Raw genomic sequence first — 26,718 nt, 5'->3', positions numbered from 1 at the left:
CTACCGAACCCGGCGGCCCGGCAGGAACGTGAAGATCGCCGCGCCGAGCAGAACCGCCGTGCCTGCCACCAGCCCCAGAGCCTTCACGGCCCCATGGCTGTCCGAACCCGTTTCCGCCAGGCCGCCGCTCGACGAACCGGTGGACGACGTGCCGCCGGACGTCGACGACGAACCACCCGCCGCGCCGCTCGCCTGCTGGGTCGTGTCCAGGGTCAGGGAGACCTCGGTCCTGTCCGGCTTGCAGGTGGTCGTCGTGCCCAGGGCGTTGATCGTGAGGACGCCCGGGGACAGGGTCGACTTCCCGTCCGCGCCGGGTTTGTAGGTGCCCGTCAGGTCGGGGATCTCGATGGGCTCGCCGGACTTGATGTCCTTGGCGTTCGTCGGGCCCTCGACGTGCACCGTGCCCTTGTCGGCGCCACCCAGGACCACCTCCATCGACGGCTTCACCGAGCCCTTGGGGATGTCGGCCGGGCTGTCCATCACGGACTTCTTGAACTGCACGGTGAGGTCGAAACTGCCGCCGTTCTTCCGGGCGTCGATCTGGATGGGCGAGGTCGCCTTCTTCTCACCGATGGGCGACTGGCAGGTGTAGGGGATGTCGACCTCCTTGCCGGTGAAGTCGGTCTGGCCGCTGCCGGTGCCGTCACTGGCGGAAGCGGAGGCCGACGCGGACGGCGAGGACGACGGGGAGGCCGAGTCCGTCGGCTCGGGTGTGGTGCTCGACGAGCTGCCGTCGCCCGGCGACACCTGGATCGTCGCCGCCTTCTGCACGGTCTCCTTCGGCGTGCACTTGGTGTCCGTCGACATGGCGTTGACGGTGTACGCGTCCGGGGTCAGCGTCACCGCGCCCGGTGCCGTCAGCTTCAGGGTGCCCTTCATGTCGGACAGCACCATGGCGCCGCCCTTGGGGATGGCCGGGTTCGTGCGCGTGCCCTGCATGGCGATGTCGGCGGCCTGCGCGCCTGCCGCCTTCAACACCCCGGACGGCTGGACCGAGTTGGCGGGCAGATCGATGATGTCCGGGTTCTTGGAAGCGGCCTGGACGAACTTCCATACGACGTCCACCGTGTCGCCCACCTTGGCCGTGGCCGGCGCGGTGATCTCGACCTTCGTGGTGCCGTCGACGGGAGTGATGCCCGCGGGTGGCACGCAGTGCGTCGCGAAGGACACCTCCGCGGCCTGCGCGGGCCCGGCGGCCAGGCCCAGCAGGATGCCTGCCGAGCCCAGTACCAGCGCGGCGGCCACCGCACCCGCTCTCCCGCTGCCGACCGGTGTGACTCTCCTGCGCTTTCTCACGGGGGTCCCTTCCTGGTGGGAGTCGTAGGACTCGTCGGGCTGTCGTCGTGGTGCGGTGCGGAGAGCCGACCGGCCGTGCCCGGATCGGAGTCCGGGGTGAACCACGGCAGGGTCGAGTTCGAGGGGGGCTCCTGAGCCGCCGCCCCGGCAGGGAACTTCGGCATGCGCCGGGCAAGTTCGGGCAGGCGGATCCCCCGGTGCCGGAGGCCGCCGGCGCGGCGCGGCCTTACCCGGTCCACGACCGCCATCCCGGCGCGGAACACCGCGGCCGGCACGACCACACAGACCAGCAGCCAGAACAGGGTCACGCCCCACGGGCGGCCCACGCCCCAGGGCTGCTCGGCGAGGACCCTGCCGCTGTACTTGAGGGAGACGGTGTAGTCGCCGTGCGCGCCCGCCGTCAGCTCGACGGGGAGTCTGATCTGCGCCTTCTTGCCGGGTGCGAGGGTGCCGCGCCACTCCTGGTCCTCCCACTGCGGGGCGAACACCCCGTGCGAGGTGCCCAGCTGGAAGACCGGGTTCTTGATCGCGGTGGTGCCGGCGTTGCCGACGGTGAACACGAGGGTGCGTGCGGGCGGCGCGCCGAACCAGGTGAGCAGTCCGCTCGACCCGTCGAGCCGGGTGTCCGTGAGGACCGACAGACGCCCGCCGGAGGGCTCGGCGGGCAGTGGTTCGACGGCGTGCCCGGCCACCTGGAGGACCGCGTCCGCCTGCGCCTTCGCACCCTCGACGGTCGCCACGTGCACCACGCACGGGCACGGCACCGGCGGCTCCGCGACCGGCAGCTTCTTGCTGAAGGAGCCCTTGGCGTCGGTGGTGACGGCCCTTCCGTCCGAGTTGGCGCAGGAGTTGGTGCCGCCGATCACCCCCCGGGACGGGGTCGCCTGCCCGCAGATCAGCATCATCAGCAGGGCGTGCGAACGCCACCCGCTGCCGCTGACGGTGATCGAACCGCCGGTACCGGCCTGGGACCTGGAGAGCTTGACGGTCGGCCCGTCCGCCGCCGCCGTGCCCGCCAGGGGCAGCAGGAGCAGCGCGAGCACCACCGGCAACGCCGTGATCCGCAGCTTGCCGTTCACGTCACCGCTCCCGTCAACTCGACGTCCGTACGCGGGGGTTCGGGTGCCTCGCCATCGGCCGTACGGGGCCTGCGATGTCGTCGGCCCCGTACGAGAAGCAGCGCACCCCCCGCCACCACCGCACCCGCAACCCCCGTCACCGCTCCCCATGGCACGAACCGCGCCGACGCACCGGCCGAGTCGTGCGCGCCGCCCGCCGCCGTCACGGTCAGCCGGACGTCGACCGAGTCCAGGGCGGGGCGGTCGGGCCAGGGTTCGGCGAGACGCAGGCGGTGGCCGGGGCGGAGGCGGACGGGCAGGGTGCGGGGGGCCCGGTCGAGGACCGGTCCGAGGACGCCGTCGGCGTGCACGGCGAGGGTCGGCACGAGGACCGTGGTGCCGCGGTTGACCAGGTCGTAGGTGATGCGGTCACCACGCACCACCACGTGCTCGACGGTCAGCGCCGACAGCGCCGGTCCCCCCACCCGCAGCCGGACCGGGACCGCGGCCCTGCGGCCGTCCTGGTCCCGGGCGACGATCTCGCCCCTGCGGTCGCCGCGCGCACTCACCGTGAACGGCACGTCGGCCCGGGTACGGGCGGGCACCCGCACCCGCTCGGCGGCAAAGGTGACCGGAACCCCACTGCCGCTCAGCCACACCGTGACCGCCCGCCCGCTCCGATTGGCCACGGACACCGCATCCTGCAGAACGGCCCCGGGCGCACCCTCGGCGTAGACGGAGGGCCGCCCACCGCCCGAGGGCACCAACGACCACCCGTCGGCACCGGAAGCCGCAGGCGCAGCGGTCAGCACGAACAGAAGGGACACAAGCAGGACACGGACAGCAGACAACATCCGGCGGCTCCAGTGATCATGCGAACTGCGCTGCCGCAGCACCCTGAAGGGAAGCGCCCCTCAGGGCACGGGGAACTGCGCGACCAGCCACGACGAACCCGCAGACAACAGACGGCACCTCCCCGGCAGGGCCTCAGCGGCGAACCGCCTGGTTCCGCCGAGTCAGCCACAGGGCGCCCGCCGCGCCCGCAAGCAGCACCGTCCCACCGAGCGTGCCCAGCGCAACGGCCGAGTCATCCGGCCCGGTCTGCGGCAGGGACCCGCCGGAGTCCGTACCGCTCCGGCTGCCCCCGGCGGAGCCCCCCGCGGCCGTCACCTCAAGGCTGAGCGCCGGCCCCGGATTGTTCGACGGTGTGCACGTCGTCGTCGTACCGAGCGCCTTGATCGTCAGGATGCCCGGCGTGAAGGTCACTTTCCCGGTCTTCTTCGGCGTGTACGTGCCGGTCAAGTCATTGATCTTGATCGGGGTGTTGGCGGGGATCGCGGCCTGGTTGGCGGGCCCGGAGACGGACACCGTGCCGCTGTCGGCGCCGCCCAGCTTGATGGTGGCGCTCGGGTTCATCGCACCCTTGCCCAGTTCGACCGGGCTGGAGGAGACGCCCTTCTGCCACGACATGGTGAGCCTGTAGCCGCTGCCGCTTTTGACGCTCTTGATGTCGATGGGCGAGACGGCGCTCTTGTTGCCGATCGGCGTCTTGCACTGGTAGTTGACGTCGACGACCGTGGCCTCGGCCGCGGGGGCGGCGAGCAGCACCGCCGAGCCGGCCAGGGCCGCGGCGGACGCGAGCGCGGCGGTTCGATTCCGGTACGACACGATTCCGCTCCCTCTTCGAGATCCTCGGGTTCCCCTGCCACTTCCTGACGGCACATCAGATTCGGCCGTCAAGGTACGCCCGGGCCCTTGAGGAGGGAAGAGAAGGTGCGCGCCGGAGTTGTGGGGATCCGGCGCGCACGGGAAGGGGTTCGAGTGGAGGGGGTGACCGTGGGTAACCCCGGCTAGTGCGCTCGCAGGACGTCCGGCACTCCCCACCGCCGCAGCACCTCCGGCACGGCAACCGTCCCGTCGGCCCGCTGGTGCTGTTCCAGGAGCGCGGGCAGCAGGCGGCTGGTGGCGAGACCCGAGGCGTTGAGGGTGTGGACATGGGCGGGTCTGCCGCCGCCGGCCGGGCGGTAGCGCATGGCGCCGCGTCGCGCCTGGTAGTCGCGGGCGTTCGACACCGAGCTGACCTCGGCGTACGCCTCCAGGCTCGGCAGCCAGACCTCCACGTCGTATGTCTTGGCCTGGGCGGGGCTGGTGTCCCCGGCCGCGAGTTTGGTGACGCGGTAGTGCAGGCCGAGTCCGGCGACCAACTCCTCCGCACGGGCGAGCAGTTCGAGCTGAGCGGCGTCCGAGTCCGCCGGGCGCGTGTACTGGAACAGCTCGACCTTGTTGAACTGGTGGCCGCGCAGGGTGCCCCGGTCCGCGGTGCGGTGGCCGCCGCTCTCCTTGCGGTAACAGGGCGTGTAGGCGACGTACTTGAGCGGCAGCTCCCGCTCGTCGAGGGTCTCGCCGCGGTGCAGGCCGGCCAGGGCGGTCTCGGCGGTGGGCAGGAGGAAGTGCTCGTCCACGCGGAAGACCTCGTCGGCGAACTTCGGGAACTGTCCGGCCGTATAGCCCGCTTCATGGGTGAGCAGGTGCGGTGGCAGCACGAACTCGTAGCCCGCCCGGCGGTGGGTGTCGAGGAAGTGGTTGAGCAGCGCCCACTCCAGGGCCGCGCCCTCGCCCCGGTAGATCCAGTAGCCGCTGCCCGCGAGTGCCGCACCCCGCCGGTAGTCGACGAGGCCGAGGTCCTGGGCGAGCCGCACATGGTCCTGGGGCGTGAAGCCGAACGCGGGCGGGGCGCCCACGGCCCGTACGACCTGGTTGTTCTCCTTGCCGCCCGCGACGACGTCGTCGTCCGGGAGGTTGGGCAGGGCGTCGAGGAAGTCCTGGTGCCGGCGTGCGAGCCGGTCGAGCCCGGCCTCGGCTGCGGCCAGCCGGTCGGCCAGGGCCCCGGCCGCTGCCTGGAGCTCCTCGGCGCTCTCGCCGGCCCGGCGGAGTACGGCGATGTCCGCCGAGATGCGCCTGCGCTCGCCGCGCAGCCGCTCCACGGCCGTCCGGGCCTCGCGGAAGGCGGCGTCCAGGGCGAGGAAGGCCGGGATGTCGGCATCGACGGCCCGCTTGGCGAGGGCCGCGCGAACCTGGTCAGGACGGTTTCGGATGAGGGTGACGTCGAGCATGGTGCGCGCTCCGTCCGGTTCTGCCGGAGCGGCAGGCGCCGCCCCGGGGATGGTCCCTCGGGGCGTGGGCGAGAGGGTGCTCGCGGTGCCACCACGCCTTCACCGCCGTACGAACGCATCTCGTGGCTGTACGACGGCCTCGTTCTGGCCCGATGACGGGGGCCGGCCGGCGGGGCATTTCCTCCCCGCACTCGGGAGTGGATTCGCTTCGGTCGCGTGGACCTGGGCTACTTGTCTCCGTCAGCGCGTTGCAGACGAGGGTAGAGAGCCTGCCCCACCGGCGGAAACGAATTTCTCGCCGCCTTACGCCGGGGCGCCCAGCTCCGCCCACACGGTCTTGCCGGTCACTCCCGGTGTCCGTACGACGCCCCAGTCCAGACAGAGCCGCTGCACGATGAACATGCCGTGTCCGCCGGGGCGGCCCGCGCGGTGCGGGGTGCGGGGTGCCGGCTGGCCCGAGCCCTTGTCCGAGACCTCGATGCGGATCACCTTGTTGTCGCAGGAGATCCACAGCTCGTCCGGGCCCTCGGCGTGCAGACAGGCGTTGGTGACCAGCTCCGAGACGACCAGCAGCACGTCCTCGGCGGCGGCCCGCTGGTCGGCCGTGGCGGCGGGCAGCCAGCCCCACGCGTACAGCGCCTGGCGGGTGAAGTCGCGGGCGAGCGGCACGACACCGCTCTCGCCGTCGAAGTTCAGCCTGCGGACCTGGCCGCTGCCCGCGGACGACGCGGGCGCAGCCGACGACGGGGTCCCGTCGCCCTCGGACGCCCCGGAAGCGCCGCTCGGCTCCGGGCCGCGGTCGCCCGGCGAGTAAGGCCGGGTGGTGCTCATCAGCGCTTCACCTCACCGCTTCACCGATTCACCAGTTCACGATTCAAGAGTCAGTTCACGATCCAAGAGTCATTACGTACCCCTGCCGACAGGATGTCTCCTGCCCGACCGAACCGGCAGAACACCCCCTTATTCGGCCCGGAGCGCGTGGCGCCCGGAAAGTGCCGGTCACACAGGGGTGAGCGGGTCGGGACACGGGCTCGGGGCGTCGGCCGGGCTCAGCCGGCGTCAGCCGGCCTCGTCGGCCAGGGCCGCCTCGAGCGTGTCATGGACGGTGAAGACCGCTTCCGCCCCGGTGATCTCGAAGACGCGCGCCACCACGGGCTGCATCCCCGCGAGATGCACCCCGCCCCCCGCGGCCTCCGCCTTCAGGCGTGCGCCGAGCAGCACATTGAGGCCCGTGGAGTCGCAGAACTCCAGCCGTGTGCAGTCGACCACCAGCCGGCTGAATCCCTTGGCGAGGCATTCCTCGAGTGGCTCACGCAACAGATCGGCGGTGTGGTGATCCAACTCACCCACCGGGGTCACGACGGCGCTGGAGCCCTCTTCCCCGACCTCCACCAGTAGCCGGCCCGACTGTGCGCTGCCGACCGTCCCGCGGTCCATGCCGTCTTTCTCCCGACGTCGTGGCTGCTGACTCACGCCCTCGAACACTACGCCTTCCTCACACTCTCCGACACCCGAACAACCGCACGCAAACGGACATATCCCCACAGAACGCACTTGCGGCGGGCGTGGGAAAGCGGGTAGGGCTAGTAGGGATACGTAACCGACACGGCCCGGCTTTGGAGGCGCCGCACACCGCAGTGCACGCACCGGCTTCGGCAGCCATATGCCGAGAACGATGGAGGACATCATGTCACCCCGGCTCGACGCATCGCATACCCAGGAGGCGACGTCGGCATCCCCTCCGGAACATCTGGATCCCATCGAGAGCATCGAGAGCAGCGACCCAGACACGCCTGCCGGGCTGGCAGGCCTTCCGGAGATCCCCCCGTACGACGAAGTGGGACCGGTAGACGCCCGAGCGCTCTCCAAGACCCTCTTCGAGCGCCTTGAGTCCCTCGAGGAAGGCACGCACGAATACTCGTACGTGCGTAACACCCTCGTCGAGCTCAACCTCGCGCTGGTCAAGTTCGCCGCCTCCCGCTTCCGCTCACGGAGCGAGCCGATGGAGGACATCATCCAGGTCGGCACGATCGGCCTGATCAAGGCGATCGACCGGTTCGAACTGGCGCGGGGCGTCGAGTTCCCCACGTTCGCCATGCCGACCATCGTCGGCGAGATCAAGCGCTTCTTCCGCGACACCTCGTGGTCCGTGCGCGTACCGCGCAGGCTGCAGGAGCTCCGGCTCGACCTGGCCAAGGCCGGTGACGAGCTGGCCCAGAAGCTGGACCGGGCGCCCACGGTGGCGGAGCTCGCGGAGCGCCTCGAGCTGACCAGGGACGAGGTCGTCGAGGGCATGGCGGCGTCGAACGCCTACACCGCCTCCTCGCTGGACGCCCAGCCCGAGGAGGACGACGCCGAGGGCGCGCTCGCGGACCGGATCGGGTACGAGGACCACGGGCTCGAAGGCATCGAGTACGTCGAGTCGTTGAAGCCGCTGATCGCCGAACTCCCGCCCCGGGACCGGCAGATCCTCTCCCTGCGCTTCGTCGCGGGCCTGACCCAGTCCGAGATAGGCGACGAGCTCGGCATCTCGCAGATGCATGTGTCGCGGCTGCTGTCGCGGACGCTGACGCGGTTGCGCAAGGGCCTGACGCTCGAGGAGTGACGGTCCCCCTTGTGACGCCTCTTTGCGAGCGCGGTCCGTCCGGTTGCCGGGCGGGCCGCGCTCGGGCGTTCCCTGGGTTACCCACAGAAACTCTTTCCCCAGAGGTTTCCATCCATCACTATGGGCCCCCATACCCGCCGGTAGGTCAATATCCCGGCGGGCAGCAAGGGTGCAAGGAGGCGGGCGGATGGCTCGGGCCGACGGGACCGACGACGGAGTCGAGACCGGGAGCGGCCGGGGGTCCGGGGGCATCCCCCGGAACGAGGTGCTTGCGGGCGCGTCCGACGCGCGGCTGACCGAACTGCTGCGCACCAGCGCCCCCACCCTCTATCCGGCCCTCCAGGAACTCCGCGCCCGCCACCAGCCGTCGGTCCTCGGCTACGCCCGGCTGTGCACGGCGAGCGAGTCCGCCGCACGGGACCTGGCCGCGCAGGCGTTCACCCTGGCAGCCCGGCAGACGGCACGCGGCACCGAACCCCTGGTCCCCCTCCGGCTTCAACTCCTGCTGCTGACCGGGCAACTGGCCGCCTCCTGGGCGGCCGGCGAGCGAGCCGGCGGTCTCGACCCGGGCCTGCTGCTCCTCCTGACCACGGCGGGCCCCGACGTCCCCGTACCGCCCATGCTCACCGCCTTCCGGTCCCTCCCGTCCCGCGCCCAGGGCCTCGTCTGGTACGGCATCGTGGAGCAGGAGACGGAGGACGGGACGGCGGCCTTCCTCGGCCTGACCCGCGAGGACGTGGGCCACGAGACGGCCTCCGCCCTGCAGGCCATGGGCCAGGCGTGCCTGCGTGCCCGCCTGACGGCCTCGGCCGACCCGCGGTGCGGCAACTTCGGCCGGCTCATCGAGGAGTCGGTACGGCCCCACAGCCCGCGCACCAGCGCCGACCTGCGGGCCCACATGGTGCACTGCGCCCACTGCACGACGGCCTACGAGGAACTGTCGGCCCTGCGCGACGCGCCCCGCACCGCGCTGGCCGAGGGCCTGCTGCCGTGGGCGGGCAAGGCGTATGTCACGAGGCCCGAGGCGCCGCGCCCCAAGGTCCGTGCGGACGTCTCACCCTGGCCTCCCTCCCGGCGTCTCCTGCTGACCTCGGTCGCCGTCGGAGTGGCCCTGGCGCCCCTGCTCATCTTCCTGCTCTCCCAGGCCGCTTCACCGTCCTCGCCGCCCCAGGAGGCGGCGGGCTCGGTGGGTACGCCGACGATCCCGGCGCCGGTCACGGTCACGGTCTCCGCCGCCCCTTCGCCGTCGCCGTCACCGTCGGCGAGCAGCAAGTCGCCTTCACCGAAGCGGAGTTCCACCCCCTCCAAACGGCCCTCGAAGTCCCCCTCCAAGTCTCCGAAACCCTCCCCCTCCCCCACCCACGCCCCGGACGGCACGTTCGCGCAGATCGTGAACGTGGCCACCGGCCGGTGCCTGGACGTCCGCGACGGCGACTTCGAGAAGGGCACGGACGTCATCACGGCCCCCTGCTCCTCGTCCCGCACCCAGCGCTGGCGCGTCGACTCCGCGCGCGGGGTGGTGCAGTCGGCCGCCGACCCGGACTTCTGCCTGGACAGCCGGGGCGATGTGGACAGGGGCGTGGGCATCTGGGAGTGCGACTCGGTGTACAGCAGGAACGGCCAGAACCTGCGGTTCACGGTGGATGCCGACGGTGTGATCCGGCCCGCGATCGCCATCGAGACGGCGCTGACGCCGTACGGGGGCGACGGGCTGTCGCTGCGACCGCTGGACGGCGGTGCCGAGCAGCGGTGGCGCGCGGGGGCCTCCTGATCAGGAGGCCCGGTCAGACTTCCCGCACGCCCCGGCGCCACACCCCGGTGACCAGCGGCACGCCCGGCCGGTAGGCGAGGTGGACGTGACTCGGGGCGTCGAGGGCGATCAGGTCCGCGTATGCGCCGGGGGTCAGGCGGCCGATGTCGTCCCGCCGCAGCGCCACCGCGCCACCCGCCGTGGCCGACCAGACCGCCTCGTCCGGGGTCATCCCCATGTCCCGCACCGCGAGGGCGATGCAGAACGGCACGGACGAGGTGAAGGACGAGCCCGGGTTGCAGTCGGTGGAGAGGGCGACGGTGGCGCCCGCGTCGAGGAGACGGCGGGCGTTCGGCCACTCGGCGCGGGTGGAGAACTCGGCGCCGGGCAGGAGGGTGGCGACGGTGGCGCTGCCCGCGAGCGCGTCGACGTCCGCGTCCGTGAGGTGGGTGCAGTGGTCGGCGCTGGCCGCGTCCAGTTCCACGGCCAGCTGCACGCCGGGGCCGTAGGAGAGCTGGTTGGCGTGGATGCGCGGGTGCAGGCCCCTGGCCTTGCCCGCGGTGAGGATCGCGCGGGCCTGGTCGCCGTCGAAGGCGCCCTTCTCACAGAAGACGTCGATCCAACGGGCGTACGGCGCACAGGCGTCGAGCATCTCACCGGTGACCAGGGCGACATAGCCGGCGGGGTCGTCGGCGTAGTCGGGGGAGACGATGTGGGCGCCGAGGTAGGTGACCTCGTCGGTGTGGGCGGCGGCGATGCGCAGGGCGCGGGACTCGTCCTCGGTGGTCAGGCCGTATCCGGACTTCGTCTCGAAGGTCGTGGTGCCCTGGCGGAGGGCCTCGGCGAGGTAGCGGGTGAGGTTGGCCTCCAGCTCCTCGTCGCTCGCGGCGCGAGTGGCGGCGACGGTGGTGCGGATGCCGCCCGCGCTGTAGGACCGCCCGGACATCCGGGCGTTGAACTCCTGGGTCCGGTCGCCCGCGAAGACCAGGTGGGAGTGCGAGTCGACGAAGCCGGGGAGGACCGCCCGGCCGCCGGCGTCGACCCGGTTGTCAGTGGCGGGTGCTTTGCTTGATTCACCGGTCCACGCGATGCGGTCGCCGTCGATGACGAGCGCCGCGTCCTGGATCAGTCCGAGGGGGGAGCCGTCACCGAGGGAGGGGTCGTTGGTGACCAGCGTGGCGATGTTGGTGATGACGGTGCTGCTCATCGTCGTGTCCTCGTGGGTGGCCGGACGGGGGATTGTGGTCAGCCGCGCAGGGCTTCGACGGCTTGTGCCAGGGCCTGCGGCACATCCGGTACGAGCGCGTGCACGCCGTCGCGCACGACGTGCCGGCCGCCCACGACCGTGTGCCGTACGTCCGCCGCGCTCGCGGCGAATACGGCGGTCTCGGCGCCGAGCCTGGGCAGCGGCCCCGCTGTCCTGACCGAGTCGAGCGCGATCGTCGTGAGGTCGGCGAGGGCGCCCTGTTCGATCCTGCCCGCCTCGTCCCAGCCGAGGGCGGCGTGACCGTCGGCCGAGGCCGCGCGCAGCAGTGCCGCGGCGGTCCAGTGGCCGCGGCTGCGGGTGCGCAGGCGCTCGTTGAGCTCCATCGCGCGTGCCTCTTCGAACAGGTCGATGACGGCGTGGCTGTCGGAGCCGAGGGAGAGCGGGGAGCCCTCGTTCTGCAGGGCGACGGCCGGTCCGATGCCGTCCGCGAGGTCCCGCTCGGTCGTCGGGCACATGCAGGTGCCGGTGCCGGAGCCGCCGATGAGGGAGATGTCCTCGGCGGTGAGATGGGTGTTGTGGACGCCGGTGGTGCGCGGGCCGAGCACCCCGTGGAGGGCGAGGAGCTGGGTCGGGGTGCACCCGTGGACCTCCAGGCACGCCTCGTTCTCGGCGGTCTGCTCCGACAGGTGCACATGGAGCGGGGCGCCCCGCTCCTCGGCCCACCGTGCCACGGTCGCCAACTGGCCCGCGGGCACGGCCCGTACGGAGTGGATCGCCGCCCCGATCCGCGCGTGGTCCCGTTCCTTGAGAACTGAACAGCGTTCGGCCCAGGCCTCCGCACTGCCGTCGGAGAAGCGCAGCTGGTGGGTGTTGGGAGGCTCGCCGCCGGGCCGGTTGGAGAGACCGGAGGCGAGGTAGAGGGTGTCGAGGAGGGTGATGCGGATGCCGGCGTCGGCGGCGGCCGCGATGAGGGCCTCGCCCATGGCGTTGGGGTCGGCGTAGCGGGTGCCGCCGCGGGCGTGGTGGACGTAGTGGAACTCGCCGACGGAGGTGACGCCCGCCAGCGCCATCTCGGCGTACACGGCGCGGGCGAGGGCGTGATAGGTCTCCGGGGTCAGCTTGTCGGCGAACGCGTACATGACCTCGCGCCAGGTCCAGAAGGTGCCGGAGCCGACCTGGACGGTGGAGCGCAGGGCGCGGTGGAAGGCGTGCGAGTGGGCGTTCGCCAGTCCGGGCAGGGTGAGTCCGCGCAGGATCTCGGCGCCGGGGGGCGGGGTGGGCACGTCGGTGCGGACGGCGGTGATGCGGCCGTCCGCCACCTCGACGGCGACCCCCGGCTCGACGTGGGTGTCGAGCCAGGCGTGCTCCAGCCAGTACGTCCGCGTGTCGGAGTGCGTCACCTGCAGGCCAGCCCTTCCAGTACGTCGGCGAGTGCGAGGACCCCGGCCACGCAGTCGTCCTCGGCGGCGAACTCGGCCGGGGAGTGCGAGACACCCGTGGGGTTGCGCACGAACAGCATGGCGGTCGGGATGCTCCCGGAGAGGATTCCGGCGTCGTGTCCGGCACCGGTACCCAGGACGGGAACCGTGATGTCGGTGTCCTTGCCGAGGATGCGGGCCAGTTCGTCGCGCAGGGCGTGGTCGAACTCGACGACGGGCGTGAAGGACTCACGGACGACGTCGAGGTCGATGCCGTGTGCGGCGGCGTACTCGCGGGCGGCGTGCTCGATCCCGCCGACCACGGCGTCGAGGCGCTCCTGGTCCTCGGCGCGGGAGTCGAGCCAGCCGCGCACCAGCGAGGGGATGGCGTTGACGCCGTTCGGCTCCACGGCGATCTTGCCGAAGGTGGCGACGGCACCGGCCAGTTCGGCCTCCCGGCGGGCGGCGAGCACGGTCTCGGCATACGACAGCATGGGGTCGCGCCGGTCGACGAGCCGGGTCGTACCGGCGTGGTTGGCCTCGCCCCGGAAGTCGAACCGCCAGCGGCCGTGCGGCCAGATGGCGCTGGCGATGCCGACGCGGTCGCCGGAAAGGTCCAGCGCCCGCCCCTGCTCGACGTGCAGCTCGACGAAAGCCCCGATGCGCCCGAGCCGCTCCGGGTCCGCCCCGATGGCCTCCGGGTCGTACCCGGCGGCCTCCATGGCCCTGGGCAGGCTGATCCCGTCCCCGTCGGTCAGCTTGTGGGCGTTCTCGACGGTGAGCTGCCCGGCCGTGAGCCGCGACCCGACGCAGGCCAGCCCGAACCGGGCGCCCTCCTCGTCACCGAAGTTGACGATGGCGAGCGGCTTGCTGAACTCCACTCCCCTGCCGCGGAGTTCGTCGAGCGCGGCAAAGGAGGACACGACGCCCAGGGGCCCGTCGAAGGCACCCCCGTCGGGCACGGAGTCGAGATGCGACCCCGTGACGACGGCGTCCCCGGCCCCCGGATCCCCGGCCCAGGCCCACTGATTCCCGTTCCGGTCGACCTCGTACGCCAGCCCACGGGCCTTGGCCTGCTCCTGGAACCAGGCCCGACACTCGACATCGGCCCCGGTCCAGGCGAAGCGCCGGTAACCACGAGACTCGGCGTGCCGCCCGATGGGAAGCAACTCCCGCCACATGGAGTGGAACGAGCCACCACCGCCAGGCTGCGAGGCGCCCGCCTGTCCAGACTGTCGGGCGTCAGACCGTCCAGGCTGCTGGACCTCGGACCGTCCAGGCTGTGGGCAGTCGTTCCGCAGGGCGGAACGGGTGGGCACAGCCGAACCCGCAGTCGGCGACGAGGCCTCGGCCCCCACCGGACGGCTGCCGCCCCGCTCATCTCCCGGAAGGGTCACGCGTCGTCACCCTCGCGCATGGGAACCCGCACACCCCGCTCGTCGGCGACCGACTCGGCGATGTCGTACCCGGCGTCGACATGCCGGATGACACCCATCCCGGGGTCGTTCGTCAGCACCCGCCGGACCTTCTCGCCCGCCAGCTTGGTGCCGTCGGCCACGGACACCTGCCCCGCGTGGATGGACCGCCCCATGCCCACACCGCCACCGTGGTGGATGGACACCCACGACGCACCCGACGCCACGTTCACCATGGCGTTCAGCAGCGGCCAGTCGGCGATCGCGTCCGAGCCGTCGAGCATGGCCTCGGTCTCGCGGTACGGCGAGGCGACGGACCCGCAGTCGAGGTGGTCGCGCCCGATGGCGAGCGGAGCCGCCAGCTCCCCGGAGGCCACCATGTCGTTGAACCGCTCCCCGGCCTTGTCCCGCTCGCCGTAGCCGAGCCAGCAGATACGCGCGGGCAGACCCTGGAAGTGGACCCGCTCCCCCGCCATCTTGATCCAGCGCGCGAGGGACTCGTTCTCGGGGAAGAGGTCCAGGATCGCCTTGTCGGTCTTCGCGATGTCGGACGCCTCACCCGACAGCGCGGCCCACCGGAAGGGCCCCTTGCCCTCGCAGAACAGCGGCCGGATGTACGCCGGCACAAAACCGGGGAACGCGAACGCCCGCTCGTACCCCGCGAGCTGGGCCTCGCCGCGGATCGAGTTGCCGTAGTCGAAGACCTCCGCACCGGCATCCATGAAGCCGACCATCGCCTCGACGTGCCTGGCCATCGACTCCCGCGCGCGCACCGTGAACCCGGCCGGGTCCTTCGCCGCCGCGTCCGCCATGTCGTCGAAGTCGATGCCCACCGGCAGGTACGACAGCGGGTCGTGCGCCGAGGTCTGGTCGGTGACGATGTCGATGGGGGCGCCCTCGGCGAGCATGCGGGGCAGCAGTTCGGCGGCGTTGCCCAGCAGGCCGATGGAGAGCGGGCGGCGAGCGTCGCGGGCCTCGACCGCGAGCTGGAGGGCGTGCTCCAGGCTGTCGGCCCTGACGTCCAGGTAGCGGTGCTCGATGCGGCGCTCGATGGCGCGAGGGTCGCAGTCGATGCAGATGGCGACGCCGTCGTTCATGGTCACGGCGAGGGGCTGGGCGCCGCCCATACCGCCGAGGCCGGCCGTCAGCGTGATCGTCCCGGCGAGAGTGCCGTTGAACTTCTTCGCGGCGACGGCGGCGAAGGTCTCGTAGGTGCCCTGGAGGATGCCCTGGGTGCCGATGTAGATCCAGGAGCCGGCGGTCATCTGGCCGTACATGGTCAGGCCGAGGGCCTCCAGGCGGCGGAACTCCTCCCAGTTGGCCCAGTCGCCGACGAGGTTGGAGTTGGCGATGAGGACGCGCGGGGCCCACTCGTGGGTCTGCATGACGCCGACCGGGCGGCCTGACTGGACCAGCATGGTCTCGTCCTGCTTCAGCCCCTTCAGGGTCCGCACCATGGCGTCGAAGGAGCGCCAGTCGCGGGCCGCCTTGCCCGTGCCGCCGTAGACGACGAGCTTGTCGGGGTGCTCGGCGACCTCCGGGTCGAGGTTGTTCTGCAGCATCCGCAGGGCGGCTTCCTGCTGCCATCCCAGGGCGCTCAGTTCCGTACCGCGCGGCGCTCGTACGGGGCGGGGTCCTGACATGGTCTGCCTCCTAGCGGTTTGTTGCTGCCGTTATTCACATCCTGACGTCCTGAATAGAACTAGTCAATACATCCGTGGGCCAGCGTGGGCCCGCCGCAGATGTTTGGCTGGAAGCACAGGCGCGGACGGCGATGAACGGGGGACGTCATGAACGGCAGGTACGGGTACGGGGACGGGGACGAGCGGGCCACCCGGCGGGACGACGCGGTGCGGGCCGCCGTGGAGCAGGGGCTGCTGGGCCCCGGCACCCCCATCGTGGGGCTGCTCGACGTCACCGGCATCCGGGAGGCGGCCGCCGGGCTGCGGGCGGCGTTCGACGCGGTCACGGCACCCGGCACGCCCGTGCTGCACGCCTTCGCGGTGAAGGCGACCCCGCTGGTGCCGGTGCTGCGGCTGCTGCGCGCGGAGGGGATCGGCGCGGAGGTGGCGAGCCCGGGCGAGCTGGCGCTGGCGCGGGCGGCGGGCGTGCCGCCGAACCGCACGGTTCTCGACTCGCCCGCGAAGACCCCGGCCGAGCTGCGGGAGGCACTGGCGCTGGGCATCGCCGTCAACGCGGACAACCCGCAGGAACTCGACCGCATCGACACCCTGATGCGGTCGGCGACCAGCCGCTCCCCGCTCGGGATCCGGGTGAACCCGCAGGTCGGCGGGGGTTCCATCGAGGCGACGTCGACGGCGACGGCGACCTCGAAGTTCGGGGTGGCGCTGCGGGACGAGGGGGCGCGCGAATGGGTTGTGCGGGCGTACGCCGACCGCCCGTGGCTGAGCCGGCTGCATGCGCACACCGGATCGCAGGGCATTCCGCTCTCGCTGATGGTGCAGGGCGTGGCCGAGACATATGCGCTCGCCGAGGAGATCAACCGGCGGCTCGGACGCCCGCAGATCGACACGCTCGACATCGGCGGCGGACTGCCGGTGAACTTCGGCTCGGACGACACGACACCCACGTACGCGCAGTACGCGCGGCTGCTGAGCGAGGCGGTGCCGGGACTGTTCGACGGGCGGTACGGGCTGGTCACCGAATTCGGGCGGTCGCTGCTGGCCAAGCACGGCACGGTGGTGGCCCGGGTGGAGTACGCCAAGCACGCGGGCGGGCGGCCGGTCGCGGTCACGCACGCGGGCGTGCAGGTGGCGACACGGACGGTGTACGTACCGGGGGCCTGGCCGCTCAGGATCGCCGCCTACGACGGCAAGGGGCGCCCCAAGGAGGGCCCCGAGGTCGTGCAGGACGTGGCGGGGCCGGCCTGCTTCTCGGGCGACCTGCTGGCGGAGGGACGCGCGCTGCCGCTGCTGGAGCAGGGCGACTACGCGGCGGCGCTGGACACGGGCGCGTACTACTTCGCACACCACTACGCGTACAACTCCCTTGCCCGGCCCGGGATCTACGGCTTCGCACCGGACGGGGCCGGGGGCGTCGCCTTCGCGACCGTCCGGGAGCCGCAGAGCCTCGACGAGATCGTGGCCGAGTCGGGAGGGGCGCACGCCGACGCGCTCACCACCCTCCGGGCGCCTGACCACCGTTGACACAAGCCGGGGGATCTGATGGTCAACTACTTCTTAATCAAGGCAAGTTGACCCACCTTAGTCTCCCGCCGCATGTTCCACCGGAAAATGCCAGAACCCTCGCTCGTCGCACACACGTTGCGTAACTTCGGCGTCACTCAGCCGAACCCCAGGCGGGAGGGGAATCACGGTGCCCGGAATCGACGAGTGCCTGCTGGAAGCGATGCGACTGCCCGGTGCCCGGGGCGCCGCGCTCATCGACTGGACCAGCGGGCTGGCTTTGGGCACCGTGGGCGAGTCCCCGGGCGGCGACCAGGAGACGGCCGCGGTGGAGGCCGCCGAGATCGCCCGGCTCGCCGCCGAGCAGCATGCGTTCGCGCCGGAGGACGATCCCGACGACGGGGCGGCCGCCGACGCCGATCCGCCGGTCGAGGACCTGATCGTCAGCAACCGGGACAGCTATCACGTGCTGCGGTTCGTGGGAGCCTCCTTCGACGGCAGTGTGTTCCTGCACCTGTGGCTGGCCCGCGCGGAGGGCAATCTGGCGCTGGCCCGCATCCGGCTGGGCGAGATGGCCGAACGGCTGGTGCTGGCATGACCGCCGTCCGGACGGCCGAACCCCCGCGTCTGCCCGTACGCACCAAGACCGCGGCCGGCGAGCGGGGGTGGGGCGGTGTCTCCCCGATGCTGACCCGGCTCGCCGCCGAGCGGGCCACCGGTGTCCTGGTCCGCGAGCGCGGCACGCTCCATCTCGCCGAGGGCCTGGTCGTACACGCCGAGAGCCCGTCCGCCCCTGGCCTGGACACCCTCCTCACGGCCCGCGGCACGCTCACCCCGGAGACCTGGCAGCGGGCGCTCACGGAGGCGGAGGACGGTCACGGCGCCGGCAGCCGCCTCGTCGACAGCGGCCGTCTCGCCTCCGGCGTCCTGGAGCTGTGCCAACTGACGGCCCTGTACGACGCCGCGTACTTCGCCCTCGCCCCCAGCAGCACGCCCGGCCGCTTCCGCTACGGCACCGCGCACCCGCCCGGCCCGGTCCGACCGGTCCCGGTGGCCGCCCTGGAGCACGAGACGCTGCGCCGCCGTGACCTCCTCCACCGCATCTGGCCGGATCCGAGGACGGACGAGGCCCCCCTGATCCGCGCTGACCCCGTGGCGGCCCCCGCCCTCACCCGCCGCCAGCGAAGCGTGCTGGACCGGGTGGACGGCGTACGCACGGCACCGGACATCGCGCGCGCACTGGGCCGCCCGGCCTTTCACACGCTGGTGGACGTGCGGCGGCTGACGGCGGCAGGGGTCGTATCGCCACTGCCCGAGCGGGTCCAGCCGCCACCACCCCAGCCGCCGCCCCCGCCGGCCGGCACCGAACAGCTGCCGCCCGATCCCCACACCACCTTGCTGAAGAGGCTCAGGGATGCGCTGGAGGCCCTTTGACTGGTTCGAGAGGAGACACCGGATGGCTGCCGACCCGCACGTCCTCGAAGAGCTGCGCCGTCTGAGAGCCCGCGTCCCCCAGCTCACCGGCGCCCTCGCGACCGGCCTCGACGGGCGCGTCCTCGCCCACGACACCCCGGGCGTAGAGCCGAACGGCATGGCCGCGCTCGTCGAGACCGCGCACGGAGCAGCCGTGAAGCTGGCGGACGCGACGGGGCAGGGAGAGTTCCGCGAACTGCTCGTCCGCGGCGACTACGGCTATGTGGCGACTTACGCGGCGGGCGGCGCGGCCGTGCTGACGCTGCTCGCCCAGGACCGCGTGAACGTCGGCCGGCTCCTTCTGGAGGGCCGCCGGGCGGCCGCCCGCATCGGCGAGCTCGGCGACAGCCGTACGACACCCGCGCACCAGACCGAGCCGGCCAAGGAGCCCAAGGCGGCGAAACCGGAGACCAAACCGGCCGCCACAAGGACCAGAACCCCGCGCGCACCCCGCACCACGACGACCAACGCGCGCACCACCACGGAAAGTTGAGAGGAACCGAGGAGCTAAGTCATGGCCAACACCGAAACCGCACTGAAAGAGGCGCTCGCCTCCATCGAGGGCGCCACGGGCGTCGCGCTCGTCGACTACACCAGCGGCATGGCGCTGGGCACGATGGGCGGCAGCAAGGGCTTCGACCTGAATGTCGCCGCCGCCGGCAACACCGATGTCGTCCGCGCCAAGATGCGCACCATGGAGCACCTCGGGCTGAAGGCCCAGATCGAGGACATCCTGATCTCGCTGAGCGACCAGTACCACCTGATCCGCCTGATCAGCGGCCGCGGCGGCAACGGTCTCTTCCTGTACCTGGTGCTCGACGCCAAGAGGTCCAATCTGGCGATGGCCCGCCACCAGCTGAAGAAGATCGAGGAGGATCTCGAAGTCTGACCGTCCGTCTCACCGGACGAGCGCCGCGGTGCGGCGCCGCGCCCCGCCGGGAGCCGCGTCGCCCGCCGCGATGCCCGTGCTGCGGTACGCCTTGACGGCCTTGCCGGCCGGGCGGCCGCCGCTCGCGGCGAGCCAGTCGACACGCACCCACAGCAGGACGTCGTCGGCCCGTTCCCGCCGCCCGAGCCAGGCGGCCTTCAGCCGCAGCCCGGTGCCGCATCCGGCCAGCAGCATGCCTCCGGCGGCGGGCACCACGAACGCGCTGCCCACGGCCGCCGCGAAGGCGAGCAGCAGCCACCAGCGGTGCCCGCGCCGCCAGTTGCGCACGCTCACCGCGCGGTCCTGGAGCACGTCGTGCTTGCCGGCGCGGGCGGCCGCCCGGGCGAGTGCGGCGTACCGCCTGCGGCGGGCGTACGCGACGACGGCCGCCGCGACGATGAACAGCGCCGCTCCGGCCATGACCCCGATCCGCCGGCCCGTGACCCCCGGCACCAGCACCCCGATCCCCGCCGCGAACACCCCGGCCCACCACAGGGGTGCGGCTCCGGCCCGTACGACGACGGCCACCCGGGCCAGTCCCTGAGCCCTGCCTTCTCCGCGTGCCACGTCCGTCTCCCGTCTCATCTCTGTGCGGCATACGTGAGACGCACGTTAACGAGGCAACGTGAGACGAATCTGAAAACGTGGGCCTACTCCACGAACAGCCCGCGCGCCGCCGCCCGTGCGTCGAACTCCTCCAGACGGACCTGCGCGTCCGGCAGGTCGTCGCACATCGCCTCCAGCAGGACGCGGCCGAGCAGCATCGGCGCACAGGCGGTGTCGAAGGCGAGCCCCGTGCCGACGGCGGCGGGCAGCAGAAGGTCGGAGAACTTGGCGACCGGTGCGAAGGCCGAGTCGGCGACCGTCACCACCGTCAGGCCGGCCTCCTTGGCGAAGGCCAGCGTGTCCACGACCTCGCGCGGATGCCGGGGCAGCGCGAAGCACAGCAGCGCCGTGGCACCGGCCCGTACGGCGGCCTCGATGCGGTCGTGGATCATCGTGCCGCCCTCGTTGAGCAGCCGTACGTCCGGGTGGACCTTGGCGGCGAAGTAGCCGAAGCCGTAGGCCTGGGAGGCGGCGGCGCGCAGCCCGAGGACGGGCAGCGGGCGGGAGGCCGCCAGCAGCCGGCCCGCCTTCTGCACGGGCCGGGGGTCGGCGAGCAGTTCGGCGAGGTGCCGGAGGTTCTCGATCTCGGCCTCGACGGCCTGCTGGTACTCGTTGTACGAGCCGGCGTCCGCGGCCTGTTCGGCGGGGGTGACCTCGCGCAGGTGCTTGCGCAGCGCCGGGTAGCCGTCGAAGCCGAGGGCGACGGCGAAGCGGGTCACGGACGGCTGGCTGACCCCGGCCAGTTCGGCCAGTTCCACGCTGGACAGGAACGGCACGTCGGCGGCGCGCCGCACCATGCTGTGCGCGATGCGCCGCTGGGTCGGCGTCAGCCGGTGCCCCTCGAAGAGCGCCTGCAGCCGCCCCGCCGGACTGTCCACCACGCCCAAGTCCCTCTCCGTGCTCATGACCCGCTCCCCCTCCAGATGTCCGTGAACCGGTCCAGCAGTGCCGCCGCCGCCGTCACGTCCTCCGTGAGCGGCCGGTCGGCCTGGTCGGCCGCCAGTACCGACTCGGCGAGCTCCAGCGCCCGGCCCACCGGGAGGTCCGGTTCGGGCCGCAGATCGCGCTGGCGCAAGGCCCGTACCGCGGCAACCAGTTCGCAGCCCACGACGAGACGGTACGCGCGGCAGGCGCGCAGTGTCTGGCGTGCGGCGAGCGAGGCGAAGCTGGCCTGTTCCTCGACGCCCCGGGAGAGTACAGCGTGCCCGAGCGAGGCGGGGGCGGAGAAGGCCCGCAGATCGCCGAGGGCGGCCCCGGCGGCGTACTCGAGGATCATCACGCCGGAGGAGGCGGGCACGTCGTCGGCGAGGAAGGGCCGCAGGCGGGTGAAGGCGGGCTCGTTGAGCGTGGAGAGGCGGGAGGTCGACAGCCGGGCCACCTGGGTGAGGGACAGCCTGAAGTGGTCCAGGGCCAGGGCGAGTTGGGCCTGGTAGAAGCCGCCGTGGTGGTAGGCGGCCATGTCCTCGGGTGAGATCAGGGGGTTCTCGGCGGCCGCGTTGATCTCGATCTGGACGACCTCCTCCAGATCGTCCGCCGCGTCCAGCGCGGGCCCGTGGATCTGGGGCAGACAGCGGAATCCGTACGGGTCCTGGATCCGGCCGAGGGGGGGCGTGGGCCGGTCCGCGGCGCCGATCAGCCGCCGCATCCGCCGGGCGACCTCGCTGGAGCCCCGGTGCGGGCGGGCGGCGTGCACGGGGGCGGCGTACGCCTCGTGCGAGCCGTCGACGGCCAGCAGGGAGAGGGCGGCGACGACCTGGGTGGCCTGCACGAGCCCGCGCAGTTCGTGCAGGGCGAGCGCGGACTGGCCGAGGGTGAGGGCGTTGCTGCTGATGAAGGCCAGCGCGTCGTTGTTGTCGAGCTGCTGCGGCTTGGGGGCGCCGGGCCCGCGCCAGGGGTGTTCCCCGGCGAGCGCGAGGCCCGCCTGGGCGAGGGCCGCGATGTCACCGGTGCCGACCGAGCCGAACTCGTTGACGACCGGATGCGCCCCGCTCTCCAGCGCCTCGCACAGCGCGGTGACGACGGTGGGCCTCAGCCCGGCGCCGCCCGCGAGGAGCTGGTTGGCGCGGACGGCGAGCATCGCCCGCACCTCCCGCGCGGGCAGTTCCTCGCCGATGGCGCCGGCGTGGCTGCGCAGCAGCCTGAGCCCGTGTTCGGCGGCCGCCTCGGTGGGCACGTCCTCGTTCCGGTTGGCGCCGACGCCGGTGGAGCGGCCGTAGACGCGGCCGGTCGCGGCGATCCGCCGGGCGGCGTCCCAGGACTCCTCGACGCGCCGCATCGCCTCGCTCCCGGGGACGGGCCGCGCACTCCCGTCGGCGAGGTGCACGACGTCCGCGACGCCGAGACCGACCCCGTCGAGGACGACAAGCCCGGTGCCCTCGGAGAACGCCGCGGGCAGTGTGTCCACGATCCGAGACGACATAAGACCCCAATCTCTCCTCAATCCGGACACTCGATCTTGCTCTTCGGTCATCTGTTACTTCGGATTAACACCAACCCGTTGACAACCTATTCAGCTACCAAGAACTCTGCATGACGTTATACAGCCGGGCAAGGGACAACTCATGATCCAGTTCGACGCGGTCCACAAGCGCTTCCCCAACGGCACGACAGCAGTCCACGACCTCTCCCTGGAAATGCCGGAAGGGGGCGTGACGGTCCTCGTCGGATCTTCCGGTTGCGGCAAGACGACCACTCTGCGGATGGTCAACCGCATGGTAGAGCCGACCTCCGGGACCATCCGGGTCGGCGGCAAGGACGTCACGCGGCAGGACGCCGCCGAGCTGCGCCGCTCCATCGGGTACGTCATCCAGCAGTCGGGGCTGTTCCCGCACCGCACGGTGCTGGACAACATCGCCACCGTGCCGCTCCTGCTCGGCTGGGGCCGCCGCAAGGCCCGCGCCCGGGCAGCCGAGCTGCTGGAGACCGTCGGCCTCGCCGCCGACGCCGGCCGCCGCTACCCGCACCAGCTCTCCGGCGGCCAGCAGCAGCGCGTGGGCGTGGCCCGCGCCCTGGCCGCCGACCCGCCCGTCCTGCTGATGGACGAACCGTTCGGCGCGGTCGACCCGGTGGTGCGCACCCAGCTCCAGGACGAACTCCTGCGCCTGCAGAAGGAGTTGAGCAAGACCATCGTCTTCGTCACCCACGACGTCGACGAGGCCGTGCGGCTCGGCGACCAGATCGCCATCTTCCGCACCGGCGGCCATCTGGTGCAGTGCGCCGCGCCCGCCGAACTCCTCGCCCGCCCGGCCGACGACTTCGTGGCCGACTTCCTCGGCGCCGAGCGCGGCCTGAAGCTGCTCTCGCTGAAGACGCTCGCGGACGTCCCGCAGGGCCCGGCCCCCGAGGGCGGCGCCTGGACCCTCGTACTCGACGAGGCGCGCAAGCCCGTGCACTGGGCGAGCAAGGACGCCGAACTGCCCGTACGCCCGCTCAAGGACAGCGACTCGCTGTTGTCGGCCCTCAACGAGTCGGTCGCCTCCCCCACCGGCCTGATCGCCCGCGTCGACGCGGACGGTGTCCTCACCGGCGTCTCCTCCCGCGACGACATCCACGAGCACGCCGGCCAGGCGCACACGGAAGCCCGGGTGGCCGCATGACCATCGACTGGTCGTGGATAGGCGACCACACCGACGACCTCACCAGCCTCACGGTCTCCCACCTCCAGGCCGCCCTGACTGCCGTCTTCTTCGGCGTCCTGATCTCGCTGCCGCTCGCGGTGGTCGCGCACCGGGTCCGCCCCCTGCGCGGCTTCCTGCTCGGCTTCTCGAACGTCCTGTTCACGATCCCGTCGATCGCGATCTTCGTGCTCCTGCTGCCGATCAGCGGTCTGACCCGCACCACGACCGTCATCGGCCTGACCGTCTACACCCTGGTCGTCCTGCTGCGGAACACCGTCGAGGGTCTCGACTCGGTCCCCGCGAAGACCAAGGAGGCGGCCAGGGCGATGGGCACCCGCCCGCTGCGCACGCTCCTCACCGTCGAGTTCCCGCTCGCGCTCCCCGTGATCATGGCGGGCGTCCGCATCGCGACGGTCATGTCGATCTCCCTGGTCTCCGTCGCCACCTACATCGGCGACGGCGGCCTCGGCCAGCTCTTCACCGACGGCTTCCAGCGCGACTTCCCGACCCCGGTGATCGCGGGCGTGGTGCTCACGATCCTTCTCGCCGTGGTCGCGGACGCCCTGCTGGTCGCCCTCCAGTACGCCCTCACCCCGTGGAAGAGGCGGCGAGCCTGAGATGTACGAACTCCTCAAGAACCTCGGCAGCTGGCTGACCAGCGGCTCACAGTGGACCGGCCAGGACGGCATCGCCCACCGCCTCGCCGAGCACCTCCAGTACTCCCTCCTCGCGACCCTCATCGCGGCCGCGATCGGCCTCCCCCTCGGCCTGCTGATCGGCCACACCGGCAAGGGCGCCTTCCTCGCGATCAACCTGTCGTCCTTCGGCCGCGCGCTGCCGACCGTCGGCCTGGTCGTGCTGGTCTTCCTGGCCGGCGGCCTGTCGATGCTGCCTGTGTACGTCGCCCTGGTCGCGCTCGCGGTCCCGGCGATCGTCACCAACACCTACGCCGGGATGACGGCCGTCGACCCGGACGTCCGCGACGCCGCCCGCGGCCAGGGCATGCGCGGCCACCAGGTCCTGTTCCAGGTCGAGCTGCCCCTGGCGCTCCCCCTGATCATGACGGGCCTGCGCCTGGCGCTGATCCAGGTCGTCGCCACCGCCACGATCGCCGCGTACGTCTCCTTCGGCGGCCTCGGACGCTACGTCTTCGACGGCCTCGCCCAGCGCGACCTCGTGCAGGTACTGGGCGGCGCGGTGCTGGTCGCCGCGGTCGCCGTCCTCCTCGACCTGCTGCTGAGCACCCTCCAGCGCCTCCTCTTCCGCCACCGCACCGCCTAGGGAATCCAGACGATGAACCGACGCACCCTCATCGGCGGCCTGTTCGCGGCCGCCTCCGTCCCCGCCCTGACCGCCTGCGCGAGCGGCATCACCTCCCTCGACGGCCAGGGCTCCGCCTCCGGTGGCGGCGGCTCCAGCAAGGGCGGAGTCACCATCGGCACCGCCAACTTCACCGAGAACCAGGTACTCGGCTACCTCTACGCGGCCGTACTCCGGCAGGCCGGTGTGAAGGTGAAGGTCCGCCCCAACCTCGGCACCCGCGAGATCGTGATCCCCGCCCTGAAGAGCGGCGACATCGACCTCCTGCCCGAGTACCAGGGCGCCCTCCTCAACTACCTGGCCCCGAAGGACAATTCGGCGGAGCCCGGCACCATGCAGAACGCGCTCACGCTGGCGATGCCCAGCGGCCTCCAGGTCCTGCCGTACGGCCAGGCCGCCGACTCCGACTGTTTCGTGGTCACCCGGGAGACCGCCAGGAAGTACGGCCTGGCCTCCCTCGCCGACCTGGCGAAGCAGAACGGCAAGCTGGTCATCGGCGCCGCGCCCGAGGTGAAGAAGCGCCGGGTGGGCGCGATCGGCCTGAAGGACGTCTACGGCGTGGAGTTCAAGGAGTTCAAGTCGCTCGACTCGGACGGCCCGCTGGTCAAGGGCGCCCTGAAGAAGGGCGACGTGGACGTGGCGAACCTCTTCACCACCGACACCGACATCGCCGCCAACGACTGGGTGGTGCTGAGCGACCCGAAGAACCTGATCCCCAGCCAGCACATCGTCCCGCTCATCGCCGACCGCAAGGCCGACGACAAGGTCCGCAAGGCCCTCGCCAGGCTCGGCAACGTCCTGACGACCGCCCAGCTCACCCAGCTCAACAGTCAGGTCGACAACGACAAGAAGGACCCGGAGGACGTGGCCGACGCCTACGCGAAGCAGCACGGGCTGGTCTGATCAACCGATCACGAGATTAAGAGATCAAGAAGCGGTATCCGAGCGGCGATGATCTGACGATGAATCAGCCAAGTGTCATTAAACGGGCACCCAGGGTGACTGATCGCATGCATACGGTGAAGGTGCGCTAACAGCACGACACCTGAGGATGCGTCATGGCCTCGAACCGCAGGGCCTTTCTCGCCGCCACCGCCGCCGGCGCGCTGGCCGCCACCCCCGCGTCGGCGGCCCCCGCCGGCCCCCTTGAAACCACCGCCCGCCCCCGTCCGACGACCGCCCGCGCCGCCCTGGCCGAACTGCTCGCCGGCAACCGGCGCTACGCCACCGGCGGCTCCCGCCACCCCGACGAGGGACTGCTGCACCGGCACGCGCTGGCGGCCGGGCAGCACCCGTTCGCGGTGGTCGTCGGCTGCATCGACTCCCGGGTACCGCCGGAACTCGTCTTCGACCAGGGCCTCGGGGACCTGATCTGCATAAGGACGGCCGGACAGGTGCTGGACGAGGCGGTGCTCGCCTCCATCCAGTACGGCGTCCAGGAACTGCGCATCCCGCTGGTGCTGGTGCTCGGGCACGAGCGCTGCGGGGCGGTCGCGGCGACGCTGGACCATCTGCGCACGGGCGCCCCGGTCCCCGGCCATCTGGAGCTGCTGGTGGACGAGATCGCCCCGGCCGCCCGCCGCACCCGGCGCCAGTCCGGCGACTGGGCCGAACTCACCATGCGGGCCAACACGGTCTGGGTACGGGACGCCATCCGCGCGGATTCCGCGTTCGCGGCGGCCACGGTGACGGCGGCCAGGTTCGACCTGGACACCGGGCTCGTTTCCCTCCTGCCGTGAACCACTTCCCCCACTTCAAGCACTTTT

General features: G+C 71.9%; 26 protein-coding genes. 12 read left to right on the top strand and 14 right to left on the bottom strand.

Features of this window, described 5'->3' with window-relative positions; translation table 11 throughout:
- The 7 genes from ACWC1K_RS35315 to ACWC1K_RS35285 all read right to left on the bottom strand — a co-directional run bounded on the left by ACWC1K_RS35315 (window position 1) and on the right by ACWC1K_RS35285 (window position 6,904).
- On the bottom strand, window positions 1-1,296 hold the full coding sequence (locus tag ACWC1K_RS35315; protein WP_450837007.1) for a hypothetical protein: 1,296 nt from the start codon (window positions 1,294-1,296) through the stop codon (window positions 1-3).
- Window positions 1,293-2,375, bottom strand: coding sequence for a hypothetical protein (locus ACWC1K_RS35310; RefSeq protein ID WP_450837006.1), 1,083 nt, complete (start codon window positions 2,373-2,375; stop codon window positions 1,293-1,295). The genes ACWC1K_RS35315 and ACWC1K_RS35310 overlap by 4 nt, the downstream gene beginning before the upstream one ends.
- Window positions 2,372-3,208 carry a hypothetical protein gene (locus tag ACWC1K_RS35305; RefSeq protein WP_450837005.1) on the bottom strand — a complete coding sequence of 279 codons (837 nt, stop codon included), beginning with the start codon at window positions 3,206-3,208 and terminating at the stop codon, window positions 2,372-2,374. The genes ACWC1K_RS35310 and ACWC1K_RS35305 overlap by 4 nt, the downstream gene beginning before the upstream one ends.
- 133 nt (window positions 3,209-3,341) lie before the next feature.
- Complete coding sequence (locus tag ACWC1K_RS35300; RefSeq protein WP_450837004.1) at window positions 3,342-4,022, bottom strand: LPXTG cell wall anchor domain-containing protein; 681 nt, start codon at window positions 4,020-4,022, stop codon at window positions 3,342-3,344.
- A gap of 182 nt (window positions 4,023-4,204) precedes the next feature.
- The gene (serS, locus tag ACWC1K_RS35295) at window positions 4,205-5,467 is read right to left on the bottom strand and encodes a serine--tRNA ligase (RefSeq protein ID WP_450837003.1); all 1,263 of its coding nucleotides are present in this window, start codon (window positions 5,465-5,467) and stop codon (window positions 4,205-4,207) included.
- Between the two features lie 303 nt (window positions 5,468-5,770).
- Window positions 5,771-6,298, bottom strand: coding sequence for an ATP-binding protein (locus ACWC1K_RS35290; RefSeq protein WP_450837002.1), 528 nt, complete (start codon window positions 6,296-6,298; stop codon window positions 5,771-5,773).
- Window positions 6,299-6,526: 228 nt separating this feature from the next.
- Window positions 6,527-6,904: an STAS domain-containing protein gene (locus ACWC1K_RS35285; protein ID WP_351482804.1), complete on the bottom strand. Its 378-nt coding sequence runs from the start codon at window positions 6,902-6,904 to the stop codon at window positions 6,527-6,529.
- Window positions 6,905-7,142: 238 nt separating this feature from the next.
- Between ACWC1K_RS35285 and ACWC1K_RS35280 the strand changes: the two genes are divergently transcribed.
- Window positions 7,143-8,072 carry an RNA polymerase sigma factor SigF gene (locus ACWC1K_RS35280; protein WP_450837001.1) on the top strand — a complete coding sequence of 310 codons (930 nt, stop codon included), beginning with the start codon at window positions 7,143-7,145 and terminating at the stop codon, window positions 8,070-8,072.
- Window positions 8,073-8,259: 187 nt separating this feature from the next.
- Window positions 8,260-9,843, top strand: coding sequence for a ricin-type beta-trefoil lectin domain protein (locus tag ACWC1K_RS35275; RefSeq protein ID WP_450837000.1), 1,584 nt, complete (start codon window positions 8,260-8,262; stop codon window positions 9,841-9,843).
- A 13-nt stretch (window positions 9,844-9,856) separates the two neighbouring features.
- Here the strand turns inward: ACWC1K_RS35275 and hutI are convergent, their stop codons facing one another.
- Genes hutI through hutU form a run of 4 tightly spaced genes read right to left on the bottom strand, consistent with a single transcriptional unit; the run spans window position 9,857 to window position 15,505 of the window.
- Window positions 9,857-11,029, bottom strand: coding sequence for an imidazolonepropionase (hutI, locus tag ACWC1K_RS35270; protein WP_450836999.1), 1,173 nt, complete (start codon window positions 11,027-11,029; stop codon window positions 9,857-9,859).
- A 38-nt stretch (window positions 11,030-11,067) separates the two neighbouring features.
- Complete coding sequence (locus tag ACWC1K_RS35265; protein ID WP_450836998.1) at window positions 11,068-12,429, bottom strand: formimidoylglutamate deiminase; 1,362 nt, start codon at window positions 12,427-12,429, stop codon at window positions 11,068-11,070.
- Window positions 12,426-13,805 (bottom strand): allantoate amidohydrolase, encoded by a 1,380-nt coding sequence (locus ACWC1K_RS35260; protein WP_450837034.1) that lies wholly within the window; start codon window positions 13,803-13,805, stop codon window positions 12,426-12,428. The genes ACWC1K_RS35265 and ACWC1K_RS35260 overlap by 4 nt, the downstream gene beginning before the upstream one ends.
- Before the next feature lie 35 nt (window positions 13,806-13,840).
- Window positions 13,841-15,505, bottom strand: a complete 1,665-nt coding sequence (gene hutU / locus ACWC1K_RS35255) for a urocanate hydratase (protein WP_450836997.1) — start codon at window positions 15,503-15,505, stop codon at window positions 13,841-13,843.
- 147 nt (window positions 15,506-15,652) lie between these two features.
- Here hutU and ACWC1K_RS35250 point away from each other — a divergent pair, with 147 nt between their 5' ends.
- From ACWC1K_RS35250 to ACWC1K_RS35230, 5 genes are all read left to right on the top strand, one after another.
- Window positions 15,653-17,029: a diaminopimelate decarboxylase gene (locus ACWC1K_RS35250; RefSeq protein ID WP_450836996.1), complete on the top strand. Its 1,377-nt coding sequence runs from the start codon at window positions 15,653-15,655 to the stop codon at window positions 17,027-17,029.
- Between the two features lie 169 nt (window positions 17,030-17,198).
- On the top strand, window positions 17,199-17,606 hold the full coding sequence (locus ACWC1K_RS35245) for a hypothetical protein (protein WP_450836995.1): 408 nt from the start codon (window positions 17,199-17,201) through the stop codon (window positions 17,604-17,606).
- The gene (locus tag ACWC1K_RS35240; protein ID WP_450836994.1) at window positions 17,603-18,442 is read left to right on the top strand and encodes a transcriptional regulator; all 840 of its coding nucleotides are present in this window, start codon (window positions 17,603-17,605) and stop codon (window positions 18,440-18,442) included. Before ACWC1K_RS35245 ends, ACWC1K_RS35240 begins: the two co-directional genes overlap by 4 nt.
- 22 nt (window positions 18,443-18,464) lie before the next feature.
- Window positions 18,465-18,974 carry a roadblock/LC7 domain-containing protein gene (locus ACWC1K_RS35235; RefSeq protein WP_450836993.1) on the top strand — a complete coding sequence of 170 codons (510 nt, stop codon included), beginning with the start codon at window positions 18,465-18,467 and terminating at the stop codon, window positions 18,972-18,974.
- 21 nt (window positions 18,975-18,995) lie between these two features.
- Window positions 18,996-19,370, top strand: a complete 375-nt coding sequence (locus ACWC1K_RS35230; protein ID WP_450836992.1) for a hypothetical protein — start codon at window positions 18,996-18,998, stop codon at window positions 19,368-19,370.
- Window positions 19,371-19,379: 9 nt separating this feature from the next.
- Here the strand turns inward: ACWC1K_RS35230 and ACWC1K_RS35225 are convergent, their stop codons facing one another.
- The 3 genes from ACWC1K_RS35225 to ACWC1K_RS35215 form a co-directional block, all read right to left on the bottom strand.
- Window positions 19,380-19,994 (bottom strand): hypothetical protein, encoded by a 615-nt coding sequence (locus tag ACWC1K_RS35225; protein WP_450836991.1) that lies wholly within the window; start codon window positions 19,992-19,994, stop codon window positions 19,380-19,382.
- Window positions 19,995-20,059: 65 nt separating this feature from the next.
- A complete protein-coding gene (locus tag ACWC1K_RS35220) occupies window positions 20,060-20,920 on the bottom strand; it encodes a MurR/RpiR family transcriptional regulator (RefSeq protein ID WP_450836990.1) in 861 nt (286 codons plus the stop codon).
- Window positions 20,917-22,434 carry an aromatic amino acid ammonia-lyase gene (locus ACWC1K_RS35215; RefSeq protein ID WP_450836989.1) on the bottom strand — a complete coding sequence of 506 codons (1,518 nt, stop codon included), beginning with the start codon at window positions 22,432-22,434 and terminating at the stop codon, window positions 20,917-20,919. The genes ACWC1K_RS35220 and ACWC1K_RS35215 overlap by 4 nt, the downstream gene beginning before the upstream one ends.
- 142 nt (window positions 22,435-22,576) lie before the next feature.
- Here ACWC1K_RS35215 and ACWC1K_RS35210 point away from each other — a divergent pair, with 142 nt between their 5' ends.
- The 5 genes from ACWC1K_RS35210 (at window position 22,577) to ACWC1K_RS35190 (ending at window position 26,691) form a co-directional block, all read left to right on the top strand.
- A complete protein-coding gene (locus ACWC1K_RS35210; protein ID WP_450836988.1) occupies window positions 22,577-23,611 on the top strand; it encodes an ABC transporter ATP-binding protein in 1,035 nt (344 codons plus the stop codon).
- A complete protein-coding gene (locus tag ACWC1K_RS35205) occupies window positions 23,608-24,249 on the top strand; it encodes an ABC transporter permease (protein ID WP_450836987.1) in 642 nt (213 codons plus the stop codon). The genes ACWC1K_RS35210 and ACWC1K_RS35205 overlap by 4 nt, the downstream gene beginning before the upstream one ends.
- A 1-nt stretch (window position 24,250) precedes the next feature.
- Window positions 24,251-24,913 (top strand): ABC transporter permease, encoded by a 663-nt coding sequence (locus ACWC1K_RS35200; protein ID WP_450836986.1) that lies wholly within the window; start codon window positions 24,251-24,253, stop codon window positions 24,911-24,913.
- 12 nt (window positions 24,914-24,925) lie between these two features.
- The gene (locus ACWC1K_RS35195) at window positions 24,926-25,855 is read left to right on the top strand and encodes an ABC transporter substrate-binding protein (RefSeq protein WP_450836985.1); all 930 of its coding nucleotides are present in this window, start codon (window positions 24,926-24,928) and stop codon (window positions 25,853-25,855) included.
- A 155-nt stretch (window positions 25,856-26,010) separates the two neighbouring features.
- Window positions 26,011-26,691 carry a carbonic anhydrase gene (locus tag ACWC1K_RS35190; RefSeq protein ID WP_450836984.1) on the top strand — a complete coding sequence of 227 codons (681 nt, stop codon included), beginning with the start codon at window positions 26,011-26,013 and terminating at the stop codon, window positions 26,689-26,691.
- Window positions 26,692-26,718 lie beyond the last annotated feature (27 nt).

This window comes from Streptomyces sp. NPDC001492, from assembly GCF_053597275.1.
The sequence above is the reverse complement of the archived record's forward strand: the minus strand, read 5'-3'. Positions and strand labels throughout refer to the sequence as shown.